This window comes from Mycobacterium sp. B14F4, assembly GCF_039871645.1.
Taxonomy (GTDB): Bacteria; Actinomycetota; Actinomycetes; order Mycobacteriales; family Mycobacteriaceae; genus Mycobacterium.
In genome coordinates this window covers 281831-304465 of sequence record NZ_JBDPMF010000001.1, presented here as the reverse complement: position 1 = coordinate 304465, position 22635 = coordinate 281831, and the positions used below count along the sequence as shown (strand labels likewise).

Here is a 22635-nt window from a genome sequence, read left to right as displayed (position 1 = left end):
GATCGGCGGGTCAGGGCGGTGCGGATCCGCCGCCAGCCCGGCTGTGGAACGCCTCGACGGCGGTCGGCAGCGTCATGAAGATCCGGTCGCCGCCGATGCGCTCCAATAGCCCGGCCGCGGCGAGCGAGTCACGCAGGTCCTGTTTGACCCGCGCCATCGCGAAGACGACGCCCCTGCGCGACAGGTCAATTCGAAGTTGGTCGAGGGCGTCCAGCGCGGTGAGATCGACCTCGACGTTCGCTTCGGCGTTCAACACGAACCACTCGACGGGTCCGTCGCCCTGCTCGACGGCGGCCAGCGCTCGGCGCCGGAAATCCTGCGCATTGGCGAAACACAGCGGCGCGTCGTAGCGGTAGACGACGAGACCGGGCACCAGCGTTGCCTCCGGATAGTCCTCGATGTCGTGCATGCCCGCGATCCCGGGCACGAAGCCCTGCACGCTGTCGTGGGCGTGCGCGACGCGCCGCAGCAGGTCGAGTATCGACAAGCCGACGGCGGCCAGCACGCCGTACAGCACACCCATACCCAGCACCGCGGCCGTGGTCGCCAGCGCGAGGATCAACTCGCTGCGCCGAAACTGTGCGAGCCGGCGAAATCCCGCCATATCAACCAACCGCAACGCGGCGTACACCACCAGTGCGCCCAGCGCGGCGGTCGGAAAATGCGCCAACACCCCTCGCCCCCATGCCAGAACCATCAGCACCGCCGCTATCGCCACCAGCGAATACAGCTGCGTGCGACTGCCGACGGCGTCCCCGACCGCCGTGCGGGACCCGCTGGAACTGACCGGAAAGCCGTTCGTGAAACCGACACTCACGTTGGCGACCCCGAGCGCCCGCAGCTCGGCGTTGGCGTCGATCTCGGCGCCCGAGCGGGCCGCGAAGGCCCGGGCGGTCAGGACGTTGTCGGAGAACGCGACGATCGCGATGCCCAGCGCCGGTAGCAACAACGCGCCGATATCACTCGATTGCACCTGCGGCGCCCCGCTGTCGGGCCAGCCTGCGGGAATCGGTCCGATGACGGCGATACCCCTGCTGCTCAACGAGAAGACGACCACCAGCAGCGTCGCCGCAAGGACGGCGATCAGAGGTCCCGGCGCCTGCGGCAGCCAGCGGCCCATGGCCAGCAACAACAGCAACACACCTGCCGCCAGGACCATTGTCGGCCAGTGCAGCAGGTGGGTGTTCGCCGCGAATGACCGTGCCATGTCGATGATTCCCGTGCCCGACACCGGCGCACCGGTGACCTTCCCGAGCTGGCTCGCGACCATCAGCACGGCGATGCCGGTCATGTACCCGATAAGCACCGGACCGGAGAGCATGTTGGCCAGGAACCCGAGCCGGGCGAGCGCGGCCACCAGACACAAGACTCCGACCAGCACCGCCAATGCCGCCGCGAGCGTGACGTACCGTCCACCGTCACCCACGGCCAGCGGCGCGATCACGGCGGCGGTCATCAACGCGGTGGTCGACTCCGGGCCGACCGACAACTGCCGCGACGAACCGACTAACACGTACGCGGCAAGGGCGACGACAGCGGTCCACAGGCCCGTGATCGCAGGCACTCCCGCCAGCGAGGCATAAGCCATCACCTGTGGCACCAGGTACGCCGTCACCGTCAACCCCGCGACGACGTCACCGCGCAGCCAGGTACGCCGATAGTCCTGGAACTGCACAACACCCGGTGCCCAGCGGGTCCACCGCCTGGCGGCGAAAGCCATGGATCCTCCGGTCACGGGAGTGGGGCGGACCACCTCAGCTTTGTACCGCCGGTGGGAACGGGTTCCAGCGACAGCGATCCGCCGACGTCATCGGCGCGGCGGCGCAGGTTGGTCAGCCCACTGCCGGTGATCTCGCCCTTGATGCCCTGTCCGTCGTCGGTGACCTCGATGCACAGCTCGTCCTCGACCAGGACGCTGACCGCGAGCGTGCTCGCTTGCGCATGCCGGACCGCGTTGCTGACCGCTTCGCGGACAACGGCTTCGGCGTGGTCGGCGAGCACCGCGTCGATCACCGACAGCGGGCCCGAGAACTGAACCGACGTGCGGATGCCGGAATCGGCGAACTGCGCGACGGCCTCGTCGATCCGCTGGCGCATTCGAGTGATGCCCGACTGGCCGCCGTGCAGATCGAAGATCGCGGTCCGGATCTCCTGGATCACCTCTTGCAGATCGTCGACGCATCCCATCAGCCGCTGCTGGACTTCGGCCGACCGCGCGCGCGGGATGGTGCCCTGCAGCGCCAGCCCGACGGCGAACAACCGCTGGATGACATGGTCGTGCAGGTCCCGGGCGATGCGGTCCCGGTCGCTGAGCACGTCGAGTTCGCGCATCCGCCGCTGCGTCGTCGCCAGTTGCCACGCCACTGCCGCCTGGTCGGCGAAGGCGGTCATCATGTCGAGTTCCTCGGCCGTGAATTGCCGCGCCCCGTGGGGACGTACGGCCACCAACACGCCGGCGACGGTGTCGGTCGCGCGAAGGGGCAGCACCAGGGCGGGACCGGTTCGCTCGATGTCAGGGGCCAGTTCGAGGCTGTCGAACTGGCGTGGGGTGCGCTGGGTGAAGACCTCGCCGATCAGGGTTTCGGTCGTGGAGATCGCATGGACCGACGTGCCTGGGCCCTCACCTGCGGAAGCAACCACGGTCAGCTCATCCGACTCACCGATCGGCTCGTCCAGATCGGCGGGCACGGCGACCAGGGTCAGCTGGGCACCGCTGAGCTGGCGCGACTCGTCAGCCACCAGCCGGAACACCGTGGCCGGATCGGTCCCGGCGAGCAGCTCGGTGCCGATGTCTCGAGTGGCCTCGATCCACGACTGACGGACTTTCGACCGTTCGTAGAGCCTGGCGTTGTCGATCGCGATGCCGGCCGCGGCCGCCAGCGCCTGCACCAGGACCTCGTCGTCCTCGCTGAACGGCTGGCCACCCGCCTTCTCGGTGAGGTAGAGGTTGCCGAACACCTCGTCGCGGATGCGCACCGGCACGCCGAGAAACGTCCGCATCGGCGGGTGATTCGCGGGGAACCCGACCGAGGCGGCGTGGTGGGAGATGTTGTCCAGGCGGATCGGTTTCGGGTCGTCGATCAGCACGCCCAGCACACCGCGCCCCTCGGGCAGGTGGCCGATCCGCTCGCGCATCTCCTCGTCGATGCCCTCGTAGATGAACTCGACCAGTTCGTGGTCCTGACCGCGCACCCCCAGCGCCCCGTACTGGGCGTCGACGAGCTCGATCGCGGTGTGCACGATGGTGCGAAGAGTCTGGTCGAGTTCCAGGCCCGACGTGACGACGAGCATCGCGTCGAGGAGGCCGTCCAGTCGGTCGCGGCCCTCGACGATCTGCTCGACGCGGTCCTGAACCTCCATGAGTAGCTCGCGGAGCCGCAGTTGCGACAACGTGTCCCGCAGCGGACGCATGGTGGTTTCAACATCCGACTCGACCGGCTTGACCGGCTTTGTCACACGTCCATCGTGCCATCAGACAATCCGTCGAGCGAACAAACGCGTGCTGAATCGGTGACGGACCCGCAGGCGGCCCGGCCAGGCCACCGGCTCACACCGTGGCGTGGATTTCGCTCGACCGCACGGGACCCCTGATGAACGGCACCTCAGAGCTTTGCTCAATAAGCTGGGCCCGGTCCCGCAGACCCCGCAGCATCTTCTGTTCCATGACGAAGTGGGGAATGTCGAACACCGGGTTCCCCACCACCCCGCCGCTGCCGCGCGCCACCAGGCGCGTCCAGCTGCCCGACCGCCGCAGGTGGAATGCCCACGCGCCGGTGGCCTTCCGGCCTTGCCGCACGCGGGCATGGTCCGCGGGTGACATCAGAACCAGATACTTCTGCGGCTCGATCGCCGCGACGACCTGCCTGGCGGCGTCGCCGTACCGCCGCGCCAGCCACACCGTGTCGCCGACACGAAGGTCCTGCCACTCCGGGTGAATGCGTTTCGCATTGTGGATGGTCGTTCCGACTGCCCGCTCCAGCCAGTCGTAGCTGTAGAAGCCGGCCCGGTCCTCACCGATCTGTACCAACCACGGCCATACCGCGTCGATCGGTGCATCGACCGTGACCGCGCGGGTGGTTCGCGGTGTGTCCGGCGAGACCAGCTCGTCTCCGGGCAGCGCCGCGGTGATCTCCTGATCCGTGGCTCCCCACGTGTACATCCACGGCCGCACGTGCCCGCGGTACAGCGCGACCGCCCCGACGCCGGCCATCAGCGCGGCCGGCAGCCCATGTTGCCTACCCATACGCCAAATGTAAGAAGTCGCGGATACCCGCCGAAGGGCCGAAGGTCCCCGCCGCGACGTCCGAATCGCTCTACCCCGTCGAGGCGGTGACCGCCGATGCTGAATCGATGGCAGGTACCCACTGGCTGGTGATGGATCCCTCGGCCACGAGCCCGGCGGCCCCGTTCCGGACACGCGTGGCCGGTGCGGGACGGCACCTGCCGGCCACCCACCTGGCGACCGACGAGCTGATGTCGACGACCCGCCACCGCACGCACATCGATCTGCAACGGCTGACCGGCATCCGGGAGCGCCGCGTGTCCACCGGCGACGAGGACTCCTACAGCCTGGCGAGCACCGCGGCGCTGGACTGCCTCGCCCGGGCGCGCTGCGACCCCGCGTCGATCGACGTCGTGATCAGCTGTTCCATCACCAAGTTCTCCGACGGCCTGACACAGTGGTTGGAGCCCACGATGAGTGGGGCGGTCGCACACGCCATCGGCGCCGACGACGCGATGGCCTTCGATCTCTCCAACGCCTGTGCGGGAATGCTCACCGGTGTCACCGTTGCCAACAACTGGATTCGGCAGGGCTCGGTGCGCCGGGCCCTGGTCGTCAGCGGCGAGTACATCTCCCAACTCGGGCGCAACGCCGCCCGGCACATCCGCAGCATCTTCAGCAAGGAACTGGCCTCGCTGACGCTCGGCGACGCCGGTGCCGCGCTGCTGCTCGAGCGGGCTCCGGCGGGCTCGGCCGGGATCGGCCTCGCCGGCTTCACCACCGTCGCCGACTTCAGCCGGCTGTGCCTGGCCTATCCGACGCGGCACGAACCGGGCGGGCGCATGTTCACCGATGCCCGCGGCATCCATCGGGCGGCGATGTCGACCACCCCGCTGCTGCTGCACGAAGTGCTCGACGCGGTGGGCGTTTCGCTGCACGACATCGACCACGTGATCACGCACCAGACATCGGCGCGAGCGATCCGCAAGGGAATGGCCACCGTCACGGAGTCGTTCGGCGAGTCTCCCCGTCACGACGCGGTGATCACCGTCGACCGCTACGGCAACACCGCGTCGACCACCCACACGGTCGCCCTGGTCGAGGAGCTTGAGGCCGGGCACATCCGGCCCGGGGAGACCGTGGCACTCATCGCACTGGCGTCCGGGCTCGAGATCGGCATCGTCCTGGTGACGTTGGACGACGAACTGGTGGGATCTTATGGGCACGGTGATTGAACGGGTCGCGGTGCTGGCCGGGGGCTGGCGCCATCGGCACAGCGCCCTGGGCCTGGCGGTGGAGACGGCGAAGGACTGCCTGCGTCGTGCAGAATGGCAACCGCACGAGGTCGATCTGCTGGTCAACGCGGGCATCTACCGCGACCGCAACCTCGGCGAGCCGGCCCTGGCGGCGCTGATTCAGCAGGACATCGGCGCCAATCCCGAGCGTCCGCACGCCGGTGGCCATGGGACGTTCTCCTTCGACGTCGCCAACGGAACCTGCGGGCTGCTCAATGCGCTTCAGATCGTCGACGGCTTCCTGACCTCCCGCGCCGTCGAGCGTGCGATGGTGGTGGCCAGCGACGCCGATCCCGGCCATCGGATGAGTGACCACTTCCCCTTCACGCCCGCGGGCGCGGCGATGCTGTGCCAGTGGCGCGCCGACGACTCCGGACTGTCCCACCCGTCGTGGGTCACCGACTACGAGAACCGCGAAATGTCGAGTGCCACCGTCGGTCTGGTCGACGGCCACAACACGCTCCGGGTTGCCCGGGCCGAGAGCCTGAACCGGCAGATGGCTGCTGTCGCCGCCAAGGCGATCGCCGCCTGCCTCGAAGGAGCCGGACTGCGGCTCGCCGATGTCCGCGCGATCGTCGCCGCACCGGGAGGCGGTGAGTTTCGTGCCGAGCTCGCCCACCGCGTCGGCCTACCCGAGGGCGACGTCGTCGTCGCCGAGGACGAGCGCATGCACACCGCGTCGTTGGCGGCGGCGCTCGACCGCATCCCGGCCGACTTGCCCACCGGCAGCCGAATCTTGTTGGTTGCCGCGGGTGCCGGGATCTGCGCGGGCGCAGCGGTTTACCGGGTGCCCCCAGCTCACGTGTGAACGAGGTCTAGGTCCACCGCCTGGGGAACCGATTCGAAGAAGCGCTCGATGTGCTCCCGGTTCGGGGCGGCCGTGCCGGGAGTCAGCAGCATCGCGGTTCCGGCGGCGATACCGTAGCGCACCGCCGTGCTGAGCGGCCATGCCCGGCTCAGCCCCACCACGATCGCGGCGACCATCGCGTCACCGGCGCCGACGCCACTCACGACCCGCACCGGGACGGCCGAAAACCGTTGCCCCTTACCAGGTGTCGCGAGCAGAGCACCCCCGGAACCCAACGACACGACCACCGCGTTGGTAATACCCCTCTCGATCAGCTGGTGCGCTGCGGCCAACTGCTCCGACTCCGTGACAAGGTCGCGCCCGACGCACTCGCGCAGTTCCCGCAGGCTCGGTTTGAGCAGGTGCACGCCGGACGTCACGTGCGTCAGCCCTCCCCCCGAGGTGTCGAGCACCAGCAGCGCGCCCGACTCCCGGCAGATGTCGGCGACCCGCTGGTACCAGTCCGGCGGGACGGACGGCGGCAGGCTTCCGCTGGCCACCACGAACTGCGCCGAACGCGCGGCCGTTCTCAGTTCGTCGAGACACTGGGCCTGCTCCTCGAAGCTCAGCTGCGGTCCCGGCAGGACGAAGCGGTACTGCTTACCGGTCGTGCGTTCGTTGATGGTGAAGCTTTCGCGCGTCCAGTCGCCGATCGGGACGGTGCGCATCGGCACACCGGCGCGCGAGACAAGATCGGCGACGCGTTCGCCGGTCGGGCCGCCGGCAGGGAAAACGGCCGTCGCCGAAACCCCTAGCACGCCGGCGACGCGGGCCACGTTGATGCCGCCGCCCCCCGGGTCGTAGCGCGCCGTGGCGCATCGGATCTTGTCGGTGGGATGGACGACGTCGCAGTCGGTCGTGATGTCGAGCGCCGGGTTCATGGTCAGGGTGGCGATCGGCGCCTTCGGTTCCATTCCGTTGTGTCCGTCGTGCCACATCACAGTCCCGTGGGATAGGTCTCGGGAGTCTCACCGGCGACCCACACGCTGCTCGTCTCGAGCGGCTCCAGCGCGCGGGTCCGGTCGATGTGGATGATCGCGTCGAACTGCTCGCTGGGGCGGACATGGTAGTAATGGCTCTGTCGCTCCGTAGCCGGCAGGTAGATCACCCCGATCGCCCGGCCGAGGCGCACCACATCCAGCGGTTCCGCGGCGGCGCGGCTGATCATGGGCGACACCAGGAACGCCGGCTTCTCCGTTTCATGGAAGAGTTCCTCGACGCTGCCGTTCAGCGCGGGCCGGACGAATTTGCGCTCGGCGATTCCGCCCCACTCGCTCGCGGCGGTGACGGTACCGGAGTAGGTCGTGAAACCGATGAGCCGGCAACCATCGCCGTAGCGCTCGCGGACCAGCTGGCCGAGCGTGAGCTGCCCGTCGCTGCCCACCTCCGTCGCGCGTGCGTCACCGACGTGAGAGTTGTGCGCCCACACCACAATCCGTGAGGTACCGGCTCCATGACGCCGGTCCAGGTGGGTCAACAACGCTTGCAGAGTCTGTGCCATGTGCTGGTCGCGCAGATTCCACGAGGTGACGCGGCCACCGATCATCGCGCGGTAGTAGCGCTCGGCGTCCCGCACCGTCTGCGCATTCTGCCGCGCGTAGAACGCTTCGTCCTCGGCCAGCAGTCCATCGCGTTGGGCGTATTCCATGGACGTGCGCTGCATTTCGACCAGTTGGTCGACCACCTCGCGCTCGCACGACAGCCCCGCGCCGAACGCGGCCGCGAAACCGTAGGCCTGGCCATCGTCGGCCGATGCATGATCGAAACACGAGTACCGCATCCGGGCCCGCGCTGCCGCCCGCGGGTCGATGGCGTCGAGGTAGGCGATCACCTCCCGCATCGACCGGTGCAGGCTGTAGAGGTCCAGGCCGTAGAAGCCCGCCTGGCGACCGCCGACCGTCGACTCGCGCCGTTGGTTGTGGTCGCGCAACCAGTCGACGAAGTCGCGGACCACAACGTTGCGCCACATCCAGGCGGGGAAACGTTCGAAACCACTGAGCGCCTCGTCGGCCGACTCATCGGTGCCCCTGCCGTGGACGTATCGGTTGACGCGGTAGGCGTCGGGCCAGTCCGCCTCGGCGGCGACGCCGACGAAGCCCTTCTCCTCGATCAGCCACTTGGTGATCTTGGCCCGGGCCTCGTAGAACTCGTGGGTGCCGTGGGAACTCTCGCCGATCAGCACCACCCGCGCATCACCGATGATCTCGTCGAGAGCCTTCATCGGCGGCACCCCGCCCGGCGCGTCGACCGCTGTCCGCTCGACCACCTCGGCCGGTGTCTCCTGGATCCGGATTCGTGCGGTCGCGATGCCGGTGGTGGGGGTGGCGAGTAGCTGGCGGACCTCGTCGTCACTGACCTGGTGGAAGTCCCAGAAAGACTCTCCGACAGCCAGGAACGGCGTCGGCATGCTCGCGCACACCACGTCGTCGACGAGGCCGGCGAACTCCCGGCACGTCGATTCCGGCGCCGCGGGCACGGCGACGACGATCTGCGCGGGGTCGGCCTCGCGCAGCGCCTGGATCGCTGCGAACATGCTCGCGCCGGTTGCCAGGCCGTCGTCGACGAGGATCACCGTCTTACCGGTCACGTCCACCGGTGGCCGGCCACCGCGATAGGCCGCCTCACGCCGGAGCAACTCGCGCCCTTCCCGTTCGGCGACCTCACGCAGTTGCTGAGGTGACACCCGCAACGCCCGTAGCACATCGTCGTTGACCACGACGCGCCCACCGCTGGCCAGTGCGCCCATGGCGAACTCGTCGTGGCCCGGTGCGCCGAGTTTGCGGACGACGAATGCGTCCAGCGGAACGGCAAGTGCCGCAGCGACTTCCCATGCGACGGGAATGCCCCCGCGGGGCAGTCCCAGGACGACGACGCCTTCCTGGCCCCGGTACGCGCCCAGCATCCCGGCCAGCACCCGGCCCGCTTCGCGGCGATCGCGAAACACCCGCCGCGGGGCGTTTCGGATCGCTCCGTTCACACGAGACATCGTCGTTTCTCCCTTGTGAATCTAGGCGTGGGTCCCGAGGCGTGCGCCCGCCCCGGGACCCACCGCGGATCTCACTTCGCCTGGATCGCGATGTGCTTCTCCGCCGTCTCGGTGGCCTCCTCGTTGACCGGCACGGTGACCGTGAGGATGCCCTTCTCGTAGCTCGCCGTGATGGCTTCCTGGTCAGCGCCCGACGGCAAGGTGACCGAGCGGAGGAAGGAGCCGTAGGAGAACTCGGAGCGGCCGCTGGTTTCCTTCTTCTCCGTGCGCTCGGACTTGATCGTCAGGACACCGTCGCGAAGCGTGATGTCGACGTCCTTATCCGGGTCCACACCGGGCAACTCGGCCCGCAATTCGTACCTGCCGTCTTTCAAGTCGTCTTCCACGCGGATGATGTTGGCGCCGAGCGGGGAGCGCAGATGGGCCCACGACGGGAAGCCTTCGAAGAACTCCGAGAGCTCCGGCCAGAACCCTCGCGGACGATTTTGAGCGGGAAGCTTGCTCATGATTGCTCCTAGTGAACAGTTGATCCTCCATGTGGATCCGACCACCGCGGAGGTGATGGCTGATAGGGACCGAAGTCCCCCCTCGTTGGGCCGTTCGTCGGCGGTGAACCGTTGCCGTCGCGGCGATTCCCGCGCCGGCATCGACCGACGCCAAAAGGACTAGCGACCCTAGCCCCCGCGGCGTCCTGCGCGGCACCGTGAGTCCATGACGAACTTGCTACGGCTCGGAGGGGCCATCGCGGTGTTGTACGGCGCCAGGCGGTTCTACCGCAACTGGGGCACGACGAAGGAGGAGTCGCGGATGCGGCTTGCCGGCGACGACCTGCTCGACGGCCCCGTCATGCAGACCACCGAAGCGGTGTGGATCGACGCCCCGGTCGCGACGGTATGGCAGTGGCTGGTGCAGGTCGGCCAGGACCGCGGCGGGGTGTACACGTTCGAAGCCCTCGAGAACCTCGCCGGGCTGCAGTACCACAACGCCGACCGCATCCACCCCGAGTGGCAGGACCTTGCGCCCGGCGACACGGTGCGACTGGTTCCCAAGGGCTGGATGGGTCTGCGGGACGGCATCGCCCTGACGGTGGTCGACGTCGTCGACCACGAATCCATCGTGTTGCGAAGCCCGTCTCCGGAGCGGTGGGAGGCCGTGTGGTCGTTTCACGCCTTCCCGCACTGGGACGACCGCTGCCGGCTGATGGTCCGGACCCGCACCCGGCTGCGCCATCCCGGCCAGGTGCTGGCCGACGAGCTCGCGGGTCCCGCCAAGGCGTTCGTCACCCGCGGGATGTTGCTCGGCATCAAACGCCGGGCGCAGCAACAGTTCCAGGCGGAGACGTCCGCGGCGAAGGCCAGCAGTGATCTGCACCGCGTGATGTCGTGATGTGACGGGCCGAGCCGGCGGCGGCGGTGAGCCTCAGGTGATGGTGAACTCCCGGTCGGGTTCCGAGCCGAAGAGGAATCGCCGCCCGGTAACGCGCAGCGGGCGGATGCGCACGTAGTGGGGTTTGACCGTGGCCGTCCACGGGAGCAGCTGGGCCCGCTCGGCCTCGTCGACATCGGCATCCGTGCGCAACGTGCGCGCCAGTCCCCTGACGATCACGCTCCAGCCGCCGACGACGTTGTGGTCGTCGACCTCGAACAGCACGTTGTTGTTGATCACCGAACTGCTCAGCTTGGTGCCCTCGGCCGTGCGGAACAGCACCGTGCGGTGTTGGACGACGAAGTTGACCGGGAAGATCTCCGGCTGGCCGTCCACGCTGGTGACGAGCCGGCCCAGGGATACGCTCGACATCAATTCCCAGCACTCGCTTTCGGGGAGGATGGAGATCGGTTGCGTCGGTGTGGACATGGTCACGACAGTACCGAGTGCGGGCGATCGGGGCCGCGGCCGAAAGTCCCATCGACTCATGACCTAAAGGCCCTGCATTCCGGGCGCTTTCCTAGGACGATAGGTCGATGAGCAGTGCCGTGATCGACGCCGCGGCCATGCACCAACTCGTCAGCACCCTCCGTGAGCGTGGCTATCGCGTCGTCGGACCCACCGTGTCCGAGGACGCCATCGTGCTCGCCGAGCTGACGTCGGCCGACGACCTGCCCCGAGGATGGGGAGTCGATGTCGGACCCGGGCACTACCGGCTGCGCAGGCGCGACGACGACGCGCTGTTCGGCCATTCGGCCGGGCCGCAGTCCTGGAAGCAGTTCCTGCACCCGCCCCGGCAGAAGGTGTGGTCGTCCGACGGGGAGGTGGCCGAGGAGACCCCCCGGTACGCCTTCATCGGGGTGCGGGCCTGCGACCTGTCCGCCATCGCGGTGCTCAACGGCGTGCTCGGCGCCGGCAGCCACCCCGACCGGGGTTTCGCCGGCCGCTTGGCACGGATCTTCGTCGTCGCCGTCAACTGCACCGAACCCGGCGGCCTGTGCTTCTGCGCGTCCATGGGCACCGGGCCCGAGGTCGGCCCGGGCTACGACCTCGCGCTCACCGAGCGCATCGAGGGCGAAGGACGCAGCTACGTGGTCGACGTGGGCAGCGAAGCCGGTGCCGATGTGCTGGCGGCGCTGCCGCACCGCGATGCATCCCCGGCCGAGATCCGTTCGGCGCGAGGGGATGTCGCCGACGCAGCGGGCAAGATGGGGCGGCAGATGCCCGCCGGCGACCTGCGCCAACTGCTGATCGAGTCGCGGGAGTCACCGCAGTGGGAGGAGGTGGCCGGCCGGTGCCTGACATGTGGGAACTGCACCATGGTGTGCCCGACGTGCTTCTGCACCAGCGTCGAGGACACCACCGATCTCACCGGCCAACACGCCGAGCGCTGGATGGAGTGGGCGTCCTGCTTCGAGTTCGACTTCACCTTCGTGCACGAAGGGGAAGTCCGGCAATCCGGCCCCTCGCGGTACCGCCACTGGATCACCCACAAGCTCGGCACCTGGCATGACCAGTTCGGCAGTTCCGGCTGCGTCGGTTGCGGGCGTTGTATCGCCTGGTGCCCCACCGGCATCGACATCACCGAGGAGATGAACAGCCTGGCCGCCCGGGCGGAGGACGGCGATGACTGACACCGCGGTGTGGCCGGCGGCATCGTCGGCGATGACACCGGTGCCGTACCGGGTCCGCGGCCGGGTCGCCGAGAATCGCGATTCGGCGACACTGAGCATGGAACCGGTGCGCCAAGCGCTGCCCACCCCGCAGCCCGGCGAGTTCATGATGATGTACGCGTTCGGGATCGGCGAGATCGCGATCTCCGTGAGCGGCGTACCGGACTCGGACGACGGCGTCGTCAACCACACCATCCGCTCGGTAGGGGTGGTGAGCCGGGCGTTGCACGACGCCGGACCCGGCACCGTCATCGGCATGCGTGGACCGTTCGGCACCGGCTGGGATCTACCGGCTGCGGCCGGGCGAGACGTGGTCATCGTCGCCGGCGGGGTCGGCCTGGCGCCGCTTCGGCCGTTGGTGTTGCACGCCCTGGCCGATCGCGGGTCGTACGAGCGGGTGACCCTCATCGCGGGCGCGCGCTCGCGCGAGGACTTCCTGTTCGCCGAGGAGCTCGCCGACTGGTCGAGCGCCGGTGTCATCGACGTCCACATCACCGTCGACGTACCGGTGCAGGGCTGGCCGGGCGAAGTCGGCTTCGTCACCGAACCCCTGCGGCGGATGCCGCTGCGGGCCGACCGCACCACCGCGTTCCTGTGCGGTCCCGAGCCGATGATGCGCAACGGCGCCGCCGAGCTGCTGCGAAAGGGGATGCGTCGCAGCGATATCCGGGTTTCGCTCGAGCGGAACATGCAGTGCGGGATCGGCTGGTGCGGGCACTGCCAGCTGGGCCCGCTGCTGCTGTGCCGGGACGGACCGGTCGTGGGATACGACGTAGCCGAGCCACTGCTTCGGGTAAAGGAGCTCTAGATGACCGCCCCCAAGCTGGCCGTGTGGAAGTTCGCATCGTGCGACGGTTGCCAGCTGACACTGCTGGACTGCGAGGACGAATTGCTCACGATCGCCGAGCAGGTGCAGATCGCCACGTTCCTCGAAGCATCCAGCGCGAGAATCGCCGGGCCGTACGATGTTTCGCTCGTCGAGGGGTCGATCACCACCCCGGCCGACGAGCGCCGTATCCGGGAGATCCGCGAGCAGTCCCGGGTGCTCGTCACGATCGGGGCGTGTGCCACCTCCGGCGGGGTGCAGGCGCTGCGCAACTTCGCCGATGTCGAGGAGTTCGCGTCCGTGGTCTACGCGAAGCCGGAGTACATCGACACGCTGGCGACCTCGACCCCGGCGTCGGCACACGTCGAGGTCGACTACCAGATACAGGGTTGCCCCATCGACCGCGGCCAGCTGCTCGACACCCTGGCCGCGCTGCTGGTCGGACGCAAACCGCGGCTCCCCGCCAAGACGGTGTGCACAGAATGCAAGAACCGCGGGGTGACGTGCGTGATGGTCGCCGACGGGATTCCCTGCCTGGGGCCCGTCACCCACGCCGGATGCGGCGCGCTGTGCCCGACCTATCACCGGGGCTGTTACGGGTGCTTCGGCCCGGCCGCCACGCCCAACACCGCTGCGCTGATTCCCGTGCTGCGCCGCGACGGCATGTCCGACGCCGGCGTCGACCGGGTGTTCGCCACCTTCAACGTCGCCAACTTCGACACGAAACGGAACGACCGGTGACCGGCGAGATTCGGACGTTGAGTGTCGGCGCGCTGACGCGGGTCGAAGGCGAAGGCGCCCTGCACGTCACGCTTCGCGATGGAGCCGTCGACACCGTGGAGCTCAACATCTACGAACCCCCACGGTTCTTCGAGGCGTTCCTGCGTGGCCGGGCCTACACCGAGCCGCCCGACATCACCGCGCGGGTATGCGGCATCTGCCCCGTGGCCTATCAGGTGAGCGCCTGCAACGCGATCGAGGACGCATGCGGGGTGACCGTCGATCCGGAACTCGTGGTGCTGCGACGACTTCTGTACTGCGGGGAGTGGATTCACAGCCACGCGCTGCACATCGTGCTGCTGCACGCGCCCGACTTCCTCGGCCATCCCGATGCCATCAGCCTCGCCAGGACCGATGCGGAGTTCGTCGAGCGCGGATTGGCGTTGAAGAAGGCAGGCAACCGGCTCATGGAGCAGATCGGCGGACGCGCGATCCATCCGATCAACGTTCGGCTGGGCGGCTTCTATTCGGTTCCGCGGCCCCGGGATCTCGAGCCGATCGCCGAGCAACTGCGCCGTGCGCTCGACGATGCGCTGTGGATGCTCGACCGGGTCTGCGCGTTCGACTTTCCCGACGTCGAATTCGACCACGAGTTTCTCGCGCTCACCGCGCCGGACCGCTATCCCGTCGAGGACGGCACGATCCGGCGAAGCGCAGGCCCGCCGTTCGCGGTCGCCGATTTCGAAGACCACGTCGTCGAGTCGCAGGTGCAGCGCTCGACCGCACTGCACGCCACGCTGGACGGCGCCCGCTACCTGACCGGACCGCTCGCCCGGTACTCGTTGAACTACCAGGCCCTCTCCCCCCTCGCTCGCGAGGCGGCAGCGCGGGCCGGGCTCGGCGCGACATGCCGAAACCCGTTCCGCAGCATCGTGGTCCGCGCTGTGGAGGTCATCTACGCGATCGACGAGGCGCTGCGCATCATCGCCGAATACCAGCGACCCGCGCGGCCCTACGTCGACGTCCCGGCGCGCGAGGGCGTCGGGCACGGGGTCAGCGAGGCACCGCGGGGCCTGCTGTATCACCGCTACGACATCGGCGGGGACGGCCTGATCCGGGCGGCGACGATCGTGCCGCCCACCGCCCAGAACCAGGCGGCGATCGAACACGAGATGGCCGGGATCGTCGCCGCCAACCTCCTGGTGGACGACGGAGCCCTGACGGCATTGTGCGAGAGGGCGATCCGCAATCACGACCCGTGCATCTCGTGCTCGGCCCACTTCCTGACCCTTACGGTCGACCGCTTGTGAGCGATCGCGTGGTGATCGGTGTCGGCAACAGCTTCCGCCGAGACGACGGCGTTGGGCTTGCCGTCGTCGAGGAAGTCGCCGAACGCCACCTCCCGGGTGTGCGGGTGATCGCCACCACGGGCGAGCCCGGTGCCCTTCTCGACGCATGGGAGGGCGCCGATCTCGCCGTCGTCGTCGACGCCGCGATGGGAAAAGGGTCCAGTCCCGGCCAGATTCGACGATGGACTCCCGACGAGAACCAAGCCTCGGGTGCGGTCAGCTCACACGCGATCGGCATCCCGCAGGCATTCGCGCTGGGCGAAGCGTTGGCGCAGCTACCTCATCGACTGGTGGTGCTCAGCGTCGGCGTCGTCGACGCCGCCCACGGCCCCGGCCTGACGCCGGCCGTCGCCGCGGTGGTGCCCGCCGTCGTCGACGCCGTGCTGGCCGAACTCGATGGCCGCGGGTGACGAGATGCCCGGCGTGCAGCGGCTGTCACCGAGGCAGGCGTCGAGGGTGAACGGCGCGAGGGGAACGTCGATGCTCACAAGGAGCCGAGCCGGAAGGCCATGAGTTGACCAGCACCACCTCGACCGATCACGCCGACTCGCCGCCGGCGGGGGGCTCACAGCCCGGTCGCACCTTCACGACCCCGTTGGCCGACTCCGCATCCACCGACCCGACGGTCACCGGGGGCAAGGGCGCCAACCTCGCCGTCATGACGCGCGCCGGGCTGCCTGTGCCCGCCGGCTTCGTGGTCACCACGTCGGCTTACGACGAATTCGTCCACGCACATTGCCTGGGCGGGGTCATCGACCGGGAACTCGAGCGTCTGGCTGCGGACCCCGGCGCCGTCGACACGGTCTCCGACCGATTGCGCCGGGCATTCGCGGAGGCGGGAATGCCCGACGCGCTCAGGGCGGAGATCTCCGCCGCCTACCAGTTGCTGGGCGCACCCGCGGTCGCGGTCCGTTCGTCGGCGACCGCCGAAGACCTACCCCAGGCGAGCTTCGCCGGCCAGCAAAACACCGTGCTGAATGTCGAAGGCGCACAGGCACTCTGCGATGCCGTCAAGCGCTGCTGGTCGTCATTGTGGACCGTGCGGGCGCTCACATACCGGGCCCGCAACGACATCGGGAATCGCGGCCTGAGCGTCGCCGTCGTGGTTCAGGAGATGGTGCCCGCCGACGTCGCGGGCGTGATGTTCACCGCCGACCCGCTGTCCGGGCGACGTGACCGCATGGTCATCGAGGCCGCCGCCGGGTTGGGCGAGGCGGTGGTGAGTGGGCACGTGACACCGGCCCGGTGGCTGGTGGACACGCGGGGCGGACCGGTGCCGGAGGCTGTCGGCGGCGCTGGCCAACTCGACCGATCACTTGTGGATGCCCTGACGGAGCTGGGCACGCGCACGGCCGACCTGTTCGGGGTACCCCAGGACATCGAGTGGGCGGTGTCGAACGGGCGGTGCTGGCTGCTGCAGTCCAGGCCGATCACCTCGCTCTTCCCGCTGCCGCCGCCCTCGCCGTCGCCCGGACTGCGCGTCTACATCCCGGCCGTGCTCGTCTCACAGGGCATCGCCGAGCCCCTCACCCCCGCGGGCAACGCCTTCTTCGCGACGTTGACCACCGGATGGATCCGGTACCTCGCGATGGGGTCCGGGCTGCGCGTCGATCAGCTGCCGCCCTGGCTGCCGACTCTGGCCGGGCGCCTTTTCATCGACGCGACCCCGCTCCTGCAACACCCACGGCTGGCTGACCGCGTCGTCGCCAACCTCAGCATGAAGGAGCCCACCGGCGGTGCCGCCCTTCGAGAGTGGTTGAGCGCCAACGCCGATCGGCTGCCCCAGTCCCGCCGCCGATTCCCGCTGCGAGGTGCGCTGCGGTGGGGACCGGGATTGTTGGTGCGGCTGCTTCTCGCGCTGCTGGCACCGGCGCGCAGCCGCCGACGGGTGCTGGCGGCCACCGACGCGGAGCTCGACCGGCTCGACCGGGAGGCGACCGCTCTGACCGACCCGGCGCGGCTCCTCGAGTTCGTCTACCGCGACCTGCCGGCCCGCACATGTGCACTGGTGGTTCAGCAGTTACCCGCGGCCTACGCCGAACAGGTGATCCGGATCGTGACCGAGCGTCTCGTCACCCGTTGGCTCGGAGCGGACGCCGACTTCGAACCCATCCGCCGCTGGCTCCCGCATGATCCGACGGTGGCGATGGGCCGGGCGCTGGCGCGCATCGCCCGCGACGCGGCCGCGTCCGGGACGGACATCACGCCGACGAGTCCTGCGCTGGAAACGTTCCTCGCGACCTACGGGCACCGTGCCCCCGACCGCGAGATCGACATGGGCCTGGAGCGGTTCGCCGACGACCCGGCCTATGTGGTGGACCTCATCGCCGGCTACGCCCGGTCCGGCGGCGAGGTGTTGGAGCGGATGCGCACCGGCACAGCGCAGTCCGCGGCCGCGGCGGATCGACTGGCCTCGAACGTGCGGCGCGACCGGGGCAGGGTGCGGGCCGCGGTCCTCCGACGTCTACTCGACCGTCACCGCGAACTCGGCGGCCTGCGCGAGCAACCGAAGTTCGACATGGTGCGGGCCATCGCGCTGGCCCACCGTTCGTTGCGGCGCGTCGGCACGGCCCTGGTCGACGGAGGCTCGCTCGACGATCCCGGCGACGCCTTCTTCTGCGGGCCTGCGGACATCCGCGCCGCCCTCTGCGGTCACCGGCGCGACCTGCGACCCACCGCTGCGGCCAACCGCCGCGCTTACGATCGCGAGCTCGATCGCCGCGCCGTACCGCGGATCCTGGTCAACGACGGCGAAACGATTTACGGCCCCACCGAACCGGCCGGATCGGGACAGGCCGACGTTCTGGTCGGAACGTCGATCTCACCGGGCATCCACGAGGGGGTGGTCCGCGTACTCGATTCGTCGGTCGGAGCTCGGCTGGAGCCCGGGGAGATCCTCGTCGCGGCCAGCACCGACCCGGGTTGGACCCCGCTGTTCCTGCTCGCGGGCGCGCTGGTGATGGAGGTCGGCGGGGTGATTTCGCACGGCGCGGTGGTGGCGCGCGAATACGGAATCCCGGCCGTCGGCGCGGTGACGGGTGCGACCACGCGACTACGCACCGGGCAACGGGTCGTCGTCGACGGCAACCGTGGGACCGTCACGCTCCTCGAAACGCCGGCGTCGTAACCGACACCTCGAGGGACAGGCTTTCGGCGATGGCGTACGCCGCCGGCCAATCGCCGGAGCGCATCGTCCTGGCCAACTCGTGAACCGAAGGGCTGACGGCGCCCAAGTCGGACAGCCAGGCAGACACGGTGTTGGCGATCGCCTCGGCGGACACCCGGGCCGTTCGGCCCTCGTGCAGAAGTTCTCTGATCTCGTACGTCGCTGCGACCGGAGCGGGCCGCCGCAGGAGGGTTGTCAATGTCTTCATCGTCAACCCCCTCGTCGCGTCCTACCCGACCATCACAGCACCGGGCCTGCGGCGGACACCGGAGTCGAACAGCCCGAACTGTCGGTGACGTTCGTCACATTCAGTGGTGGGCGGCATCGCTGGGGAACCGGACCACGCTGCCCGGTGCGAGTTGCTGGACTCGTCCGCGGCACTCGATGACGATCGGCGGAACCTCCTGCGGCCCCACACTGACTTCGGCACCGCGCCCGCTGACCCGCACGTGCAGGTGGTGGCCGCGATAGTGGATCGGAAAGCCCAGCGCGCCCATCGATTCCGGCCAGTGCGGCGACAGCACGATCCGATTGCGGCGTATCTCCAGCCCGGTGAAGCATCGCTGCACCAGGTCGACGCTGCCCGCCATCGCGGCGAGGTGCACGCCTTCGGAAGTGGTGCCGCCCTGGATGTCGTCGATGTCGGATTTGAGGACTTTGCGGAAGAAGTCCAGCGCGCGATCGCGGTTGGCGCGGGCCAGCACCCACGAGTGCACCACGGAACTGAGCGTCGACCCGTGCGAGGTGCGCGCCATGTAGTAGTCGACCATCGCGGGGATCATCTGGGGGTCGAGGTGGTAGCCGAGCCGGGTGAGCAGTTCACCGAGTTCGTCCGAGGACAGCAGGTACAGCAGCATCAACGCGTCTGCCTGCTTGGAGGCCCGGTACCGGTTGACGTCGTCGCCCTCTGCCTCCAGGATCCGGTCGAGGCGCTGGATATTGCCGTAGCGCTCCCGGTACGCGTCCCAATCCAGTTCGGCCAGTTGGTCGTAGCCCTCGAACTGGCTGATCATGCCGTCGTGGAACGGCACGGACATCCGGCGGCTGACCCGGTCCCACTTTTGGAGTTCGTCGTCGGTCAAACCGAGCCGCTCGCGCAGATCGAGACGGTTGGGCAGCGGTATCTCGTGGAGCGCGTCGATGGCACGCAGAATCACCCATACCGCCATCACGTTCGTGTAGGCGTTGTTGTCGATGCCGGTGAAGGGCCGGTCGGGATAGCCGGAATGGAACTCGTCCGGTCCGATCACGCCGAGGATGCCGTAGCGGTCGGATTCGCTGTCGTATGTCGTCCTGCTGACCCAGAACCGCGCGATCTCGACGAGCATCTCGACCCCGTAGTCGATCAGATACGCCAGGTCGCCCGTCACCTGGTAGAACTGCCACACGTTGTAGGCGACCGCGATCCCGATATGGTGCGCGAGGTGGCTCGCATCCGGGTTCCACCGACCTGACCGTGGGTTGAGATGTACTGCCGGGCTCTCCTCGCGGCCGTCGCTGCCGGATTGCCACGGAAACATCGCCCCGGCGTAGCCGGCGAGCTTGGCCGCCCGACGTGCCTCGATCAGTCGCCGGTAGCGGTAGCGCAGCAGCGCACGCGTGATCGTCGGAAATCGCAGATTCAGAACCGGGAAGATGAACAGCTCGTCCCAGAAGATGTGGCCGCGGTACGCCTCCCCGTGCAGTCCGCGCGCGGGGACTCCGATGTCCAGGTCCTCGCTGTTGTAGGAGACCGTCTGCAGCAAGTGCAGCAGATGCAGCCGCAGGATGCGCAATTCCTCTGGGTGGCCATCGAATTCGATGGACATGCGCTCCCAGATGTGCTCCCAGGCCAGCGCGTGTGCTTGGTGAATCTCGTCGAATCGGCCCTGACGTGCCAACCGGCGTTCCGCTCCGGCCGCAGGCTCGGAGGTGGCGACGTCCCGTCCGGTCACCAGGGCGACGACCTTCTCCACGGTCACCGATCGGCCTTCCGCCATATCGACGAAGATGTCGTGGCCGATCTCGAACTCCTCCTCGACGAGACGGTATTTCGCGGCCGCGATGTTACCGTCCTGCCAGACGGTGGTCCGTGCGGCCAGTGCGATCGGAATCTGCGACTGTCTGGTGCGCACCGTCATCAGCACGGAGTTCTCGGTGATCTCGGCCGTCTTCAGCGACTCGAGATGGTTGCTCGCCAGACCCCGGTACCGTTCGACTCCGCCGTTGCAGACGTTGGCGTCCAGCGTCGAGCGGATCTCGACAGTTCCGGACCAGTTCTCGGCCACGATCGTCGTCTCGAGCGCGGCGACGTGCGCCTGGCTCATCGACACCAGCCGACGTTGGGTGACCGCGGTGATGCGCCCGTCGTCGTCACTGACGCGCAAGTCACGGGTCAGCACCCCGCAGCGGAGATCGAGGGTCTGGCGGTAGGACAGCAATGTCGCGCCGTCGACGTGGAACCAGTCGCCACCGTCGATGCGGAATGTCAACGGAAGCCAGTTGGGCAGGTTCACCAGGCTCTCATGTTCGAGCTTCTTTCCGGACAGGACGTCGTCGAGGCGGTTGTACACCCCGGCGGCGTATGTCGCCGGGTAATGAACCTGGCCCGACGTCGATTCCGGCGCGGCGCCGCGGGTGGCGAAATAACCGTTGCCGACGGTGCACAGCGCCTCGCGGAGCTTCTCGCTGTGCGGGTCGTAACCCTCGAACGTGTAGCTCCACGCCACCGAGGACGTGGCGTTCTGAAGTGCCAGCCAGTTGCCCCCGCGGCGCAGGAACTCCCGGACTTCGGTGGGACCGTCGAGCGTGAACTGAGCGGCCGTCGGTCGATCGTGATCCTCGTTGTGCCGCACCGCGATACCGATACCGCCGGCTCGTATCGCATCGAACGCGTCTTCGTCGGTGAGGTCGTCCCCGATGTAGATCGGTATCGAGCGGCCGTCCCGCGGCAACCGGTTGCGGATCCACGCCAGCGCCGACCCCTTGTTCCAGGCGACGTCGGGGCGCAGTTCGACCACCTTGCGTCCCGTCGTGACGCGCAGCCCGGCGCGATTCCCGTATCCGCGGGTGGCTGCGACGATCTCGGCCACTCGGTCGGCGGCCACGTTGCGATAGTGCACCGCAACGGCATATCGCTTGTGTTCGACCCGCACGCCCGCGACGGGCTTCAGCTGGTCGCGCAACGCGTCCGCGGCCTCCTGCAGGGCGGGTACCGCCGTCGCGGCGTCATCGTTGTGGTACTCCGTGCCCTCGGGGCCGACCATCTCGAAGCCGTGGCTTCCGGCATACCAGAGGCCCGGAACGCCCACGCGTGCGCGGATATCGGCGAGGTCACGGCCGCTGAGGATGGCCACTGGGCACTGCTGCGCCAGCGCCGCCAAGGCCTCGGCGGCACCCTCGACGAGGGTTGCCGTGTCTGGATCGGAGACGATCTCGGACAGGGTGCCGTCGAAGTCCAGGCAGATGAACGGCCGCCTGCCATCGATCACGGCGATCATCTGGCCGTAGGAGTCGAGGGCGTCGGGCAGGTTCGACATCCGCTTGTCACCCACCCGCACGGTGACGTCGACAAGGTCGGTGACCACCACGTCCGCGCCGCTGCTCAAGAGAACGTCGGCGCGTTCGGGCTCGGAAACGCCGATGACCATTGCGAAGCCGCCGGCGCGGCCGGCCCGCATGCCGGCCTCGGCGTCGTCGATGACCACCGTGCGTTCCGGCGCCACCCCCAGCCTGGCTCCCGCTTCCAGCAGCGCTGCCGGATCGGGCTTTCCCGGCAACCCCAGTGCTTCGCCGACCACGCCGTCCACCCGGGCGGCGACCACATCCTCTATGCCCGCGGCGGCGAGGATCTCCTCACAGGTGCGGCTCGCCGAGCACACCGCGGTCGCGATCCCGGCGTCGGCGAGCTTCCGGATCAGTGCGACCGCAGAGGGGGACGGGTGCGCCGAAGGGTTGTCGGCGACTACCCCCTCCAGATAGACGATGACAGCGTCGTGCAGCCGTGGATCGATCACCGGTGTCTTCACACCGCCGATCCGACTATTTTCCGCGGCACACCGCTAGGGCAGGAAGTCATTCCAGCAACTCCGGAGACTTTGTGCCCTACGCGTTCGTGACCTTCGACATCTCGATGCGGTCCCGGACG

18 protein-coding genes are annotated in these 22635 nt (G+C 68.6%); 9 read left to right on the top strand and 9 right to left on the bottom strand.

Going from position 1 to position 22635, the window contains the following annotated elements; translation table 11 throughout:
• Positions 1 to 10 precede the first annotated feature (10 nt).
• The 3 genes from sulP to ABGB19_RS01480 all read right to left on the bottom strand — a co-directional run bounded on the left by sulP (position 11) and on the right by ABGB19_RS01480 (position 4243).
• The gene (sulP, locus tag ABGB19_RS01490; RefSeq protein ID WP_347683257.1) at positions 11 to 1720 is read right to left on the bottom strand and encodes a sulfate permease; all 1710 of its coding nucleotides are present in this window, start codon (positions 1718 to 1720) and stop codon (positions 11 to 13) included.
• A gap of 11 nt (positions 1721 to 1731) precedes the next feature.
• Positions 1732 to 3411, bottom strand: coding sequence for a GAF domain-containing protein (locus ABGB19_RS01485; RefSeq protein ID WP_347684658.1), 1680 nt, complete (start codon positions 3409 to 3411; stop codon positions 1732 to 1734).
• A gap of 136 nt (positions 3412 to 3547) precedes the next feature.
• Complete coding sequence (locus ABGB19_RS01480; protein WP_347683255.1) at positions 3548 to 4243, bottom strand: hypothetical protein; 696 nt, start codon at positions 4241 to 4243, stop codon at positions 3548 to 3550.
• Between the two features lie 107 nt (positions 4244 to 4350).
• Here ABGB19_RS01480 and ABGB19_RS01475 point away from each other — a divergent pair, with 107 nt between their 5' ends.
• Both ABGB19_RS01475 and ABGB19_RS01470 read left to right on the top strand, forming a co-directional pair.
• Entirely contained in the window at positions 4351 to 5457 is a 1107-nt protein-coding gene (locus tag ABGB19_RS01475) for a 3-oxoacyl-[acyl-carrier-protein] synthase III C-terminal domain-containing protein (protein ID WP_347683253.1), read from the top strand.
• The gene (locus ABGB19_RS01470) at positions 5441 to 6325 is read left to right on the top strand and encodes a 3-oxoacyl-[acyl-carrier-protein] synthase III C-terminal domain-containing protein (RefSeq protein WP_347683251.1); all 885 of its coding nucleotides are present in this window, start codon (positions 5441 to 5443) and stop codon (positions 6323 to 6325) included. The genes ABGB19_RS01475 and ABGB19_RS01470 overlap by 17 nt, the downstream gene beginning before the upstream one ends.
• Here ABGB19_RS01470 and ABGB19_RS01465 read toward each other — a convergent pair.
• The 3 genes from ABGB19_RS01465 to ABGB19_RS01455 all read right to left on the bottom strand — a co-directional run bounded on the left by ABGB19_RS01465 (position 6316) and on the right by ABGB19_RS01455 (position 9856).
• Positions 6316 to 7302: a 1-phosphofructokinase family hexose kinase gene (locus ABGB19_RS01465; RefSeq protein WP_347683249.1), complete on the bottom strand. Its 987-nt coding sequence runs from the start codon at positions 7300 to 7302 to the stop codon at positions 6316 to 6318. The genes ABGB19_RS01470 and ABGB19_RS01465 overlap by 10 nt on opposite strands.
• Entirely contained in the window at positions 7302 to 9350 is a 2049-nt protein-coding gene (locus ABGB19_RS01460) for an erythromycin esterase family protein (RefSeq protein WP_347683247.1), read from the bottom strand. Before ABGB19_RS01460 ends, ABGB19_RS01465 begins: the two co-directional genes overlap by 1 nt.
• Positions 9351 to 9421: 71 nt before the next feature.
• A complete protein-coding gene (locus ABGB19_RS01455; protein ID WP_347683245.1) occupies positions 9422 to 9856 on the bottom strand; it encodes an Hsp20/alpha crystallin family protein in 435 nt (144 codons plus the stop codon).
• A 205-nt stretch (positions 9857 to 10061) separates the two neighbouring features.
• On the opposite strand from ABGB19_RS01455, the gene ABGB19_RS01450 reads away from it, so the two are divergent.
• Positions 10062 to 10736, top strand: coding sequence for an SRPBCC family protein (locus ABGB19_RS01450; RefSeq protein WP_347683243.1), 675 nt, complete (start codon positions 10062 to 10064; stop codon positions 10734 to 10736).
• Between the two features lie 33 nt (positions 10737 to 10769).
• On the opposite strand, the gene ABGB19_RS01445 is transcribed toward ABGB19_RS01450, so the two are convergent.
• The gene (locus ABGB19_RS01445; protein WP_347683241.1) at positions 10770 to 11204 is read right to left on the bottom strand and encodes a pyridoxamine 5'-phosphate oxidase family protein; all 435 of its coding nucleotides are present in this window, start codon (positions 11202 to 11204) and stop codon (positions 10770 to 10772) included.
• Between the two features lie 107 nt (positions 11205 to 11311).
• Between ABGB19_RS01445 and ABGB19_RS01440 the strand changes: the two genes are divergently transcribed.
• The 6 genes from ABGB19_RS01440 to ABGB19_RS01415 all read left to right on the top strand — a co-directional run bounded on the left by ABGB19_RS01440 (position 11312) and on the right by ABGB19_RS01415 (position 18470).
• The gene (locus ABGB19_RS01440) at positions 11312 to 12409 is read left to right on the top strand and encodes a 4Fe-4S dicluster domain-containing protein (RefSeq protein ID WP_347683239.1); all 1098 of its coding nucleotides are present in this window, start codon (positions 11312 to 11314) and stop codon (positions 12407 to 12409) included.
• Positions 12402 to 13256, top strand: coding sequence for an FAD/NAD(P)-binding protein (locus ABGB19_RS01435; RefSeq protein WP_347683237.1), 855 nt, complete (start codon positions 12402 to 12404; stop codon positions 13254 to 13256). The genes ABGB19_RS01440 and ABGB19_RS01435 overlap by 8 nt, the downstream gene beginning before the upstream one ends.
• Complete coding sequence (locus ABGB19_RS01430; RefSeq protein WP_347683235.1) at positions 13257 to 14015, top strand: oxidoreductase; 759 nt, start codon at positions 13257 to 13259, stop codon at positions 14013 to 14015.
• Complete coding sequence (locus ABGB19_RS01425; RefSeq protein ID WP_347683233.1) at positions 14012 to 15304, top strand: Ni/Fe hydrogenase subunit alpha; 1293 nt, start codon at positions 14012 to 14014, stop codon at positions 15302 to 15304. The genes ABGB19_RS01430 and ABGB19_RS01425 overlap by 4 nt, the downstream gene beginning before the upstream one ends.
• Positions 15301 to 15753, top strand: coding sequence for a hydrogenase maturation protease (locus ABGB19_RS01420; RefSeq protein ID WP_347683231.1), 453 nt, complete (start codon positions 15301 to 15303; stop codon positions 15751 to 15753). The genes ABGB19_RS01425 and ABGB19_RS01420 overlap by 4 nt, the downstream gene beginning before the upstream one ends.
• A 104-nt stretch (positions 15754 to 15857) precedes the next feature.
• The gene (locus tag ABGB19_RS01415) at positions 15858 to 18470 is read left to right on the top strand and encodes a PEP/pyruvate-binding domain-containing protein (protein WP_347683229.1); all 2613 of its coding nucleotides are present in this window, start codon (positions 15858 to 15860) and stop codon (positions 18468 to 18470) included.
• On the opposite strand, the gene ABGB19_RS01410 is transcribed toward ABGB19_RS01415, so the two are convergent.
• Both ABGB19_RS01410 and otsB read right to left on the bottom strand, forming a co-directional pair.
• Positions 18442 to 18717 carry a hypothetical protein gene (locus ABGB19_RS01410; protein ID WP_347683227.1) on the bottom strand — a complete coding sequence of 92 codons (276 nt, stop codon included), beginning with the start codon at positions 18715 to 18717 and terminating at the stop codon, positions 18442 to 18444. The two genes, ABGB19_RS01415 and ABGB19_RS01410, sit on opposite strands and share 29 nt — an antisense overlap.
• A 100-nt stretch (positions 18718 to 18817) precedes the next feature.
• Complete coding sequence (gene otsB / locus ABGB19_RS01405) at positions 18818 to 22516, bottom strand: trehalose-phosphatase (protein ID WP_347683225.1); 3699 nt, start codon at positions 22514 to 22516, stop codon at positions 18818 to 18820.
• Positions 22517 to 22635: the final 119 nt, after the last annotated feature.

Coding starts and splice junctions, on each gene's coding strand:
- sulP (WP_347683257.1), bottom strand. CDS start 1,720: ATGGCTTTCGCCGCCAGGCGGTGGACCCGCTGGGCACCGGGTGTTGTG.
- ABGB19_RS01485 (WP_347684658.1), bottom strand. CDS start 3,411: ATGCGTCCGCTGCGGGACACGTTGTCGCAACTGCGGCTCCGCGAGCTA.
- ABGB19_RS01480 (WP_347683255.1), bottom strand. CDS start 4,243: ATGGGTAGGCAACATGGGCTGCCGGCCGCGCTGATGGCCGGCGTCGGG.
- ABGB19_RS01475 (WP_347683253.1), top strand. CDS start 4,351: ATGGCAGGTACCCACTGGCTGGTGATGGATCCCTCGGCCACGAGCCCG.
- ABGB19_RS01470 (WP_347683251.1), top strand. CDS start 5,441: ATGGGCACGGTGATTGAACGGGTCGCGGTGCTGGCCGGGGGCTGGCGC.
- ABGB19_RS01465 (WP_347683249.1), bottom strand. CDS start 7,302: ATGTGGCACGACGGACACAACGGAATGGAACCGAAGGCGCCGATCGCC.
- ABGB19_RS01460 (WP_347683247.1), bottom strand. CDS start 9,350: ATGTCTCGTGTGAACGGAGCGATCCGAAACGCCCCGCGGCGGGTGTTT.
- ABGB19_RS01455 (WP_347683245.1), bottom strand. CDS start 9,856: ATGAGCAAGCTTCCCGCTCAAAATCGTCCGCGAGGGTTCTGGCCGGAG.
- ABGB19_RS01450 (WP_347683243.1), top strand. CDS start 10,062: ATGACGAACTTGCTACGGCTCGGAGGGGCCATCGCGGTGTTGTACGGC.
- ABGB19_RS01445 (WP_347683241.1), bottom strand. CDS start 11,204: ATGTCCACACCGACGCAACCGATCTCCATCCTCCCCGAAAGCGAGTGC.
- ABGB19_RS01440 (WP_347683239.1), top strand. CDS start 11,312: ATGAGCAGTGCCGTGATCGACGCCGCGGCCATGCACCAACTCGTCAGC.
- ABGB19_RS01435 (WP_347683237.1), top strand. CDS start 12,402: ATGACTGACACCGCGGTGTGGCCGGCGGCATCGTCGGCGATGACACCG.
- ABGB19_RS01430 (WP_347683235.1), top strand. CDS start 13,257: ATGACCGCCCCCAAGCTGGCCGTGTGGAAGTTCGCATCGTGCGACGGT.
- ABGB19_RS01410 (WP_347683227.1), bottom strand. CDS start 18,717: ATGAAGACATTGACAACCCTCCTGCGGCGGCCCGCTCCGGTCGCAGCG.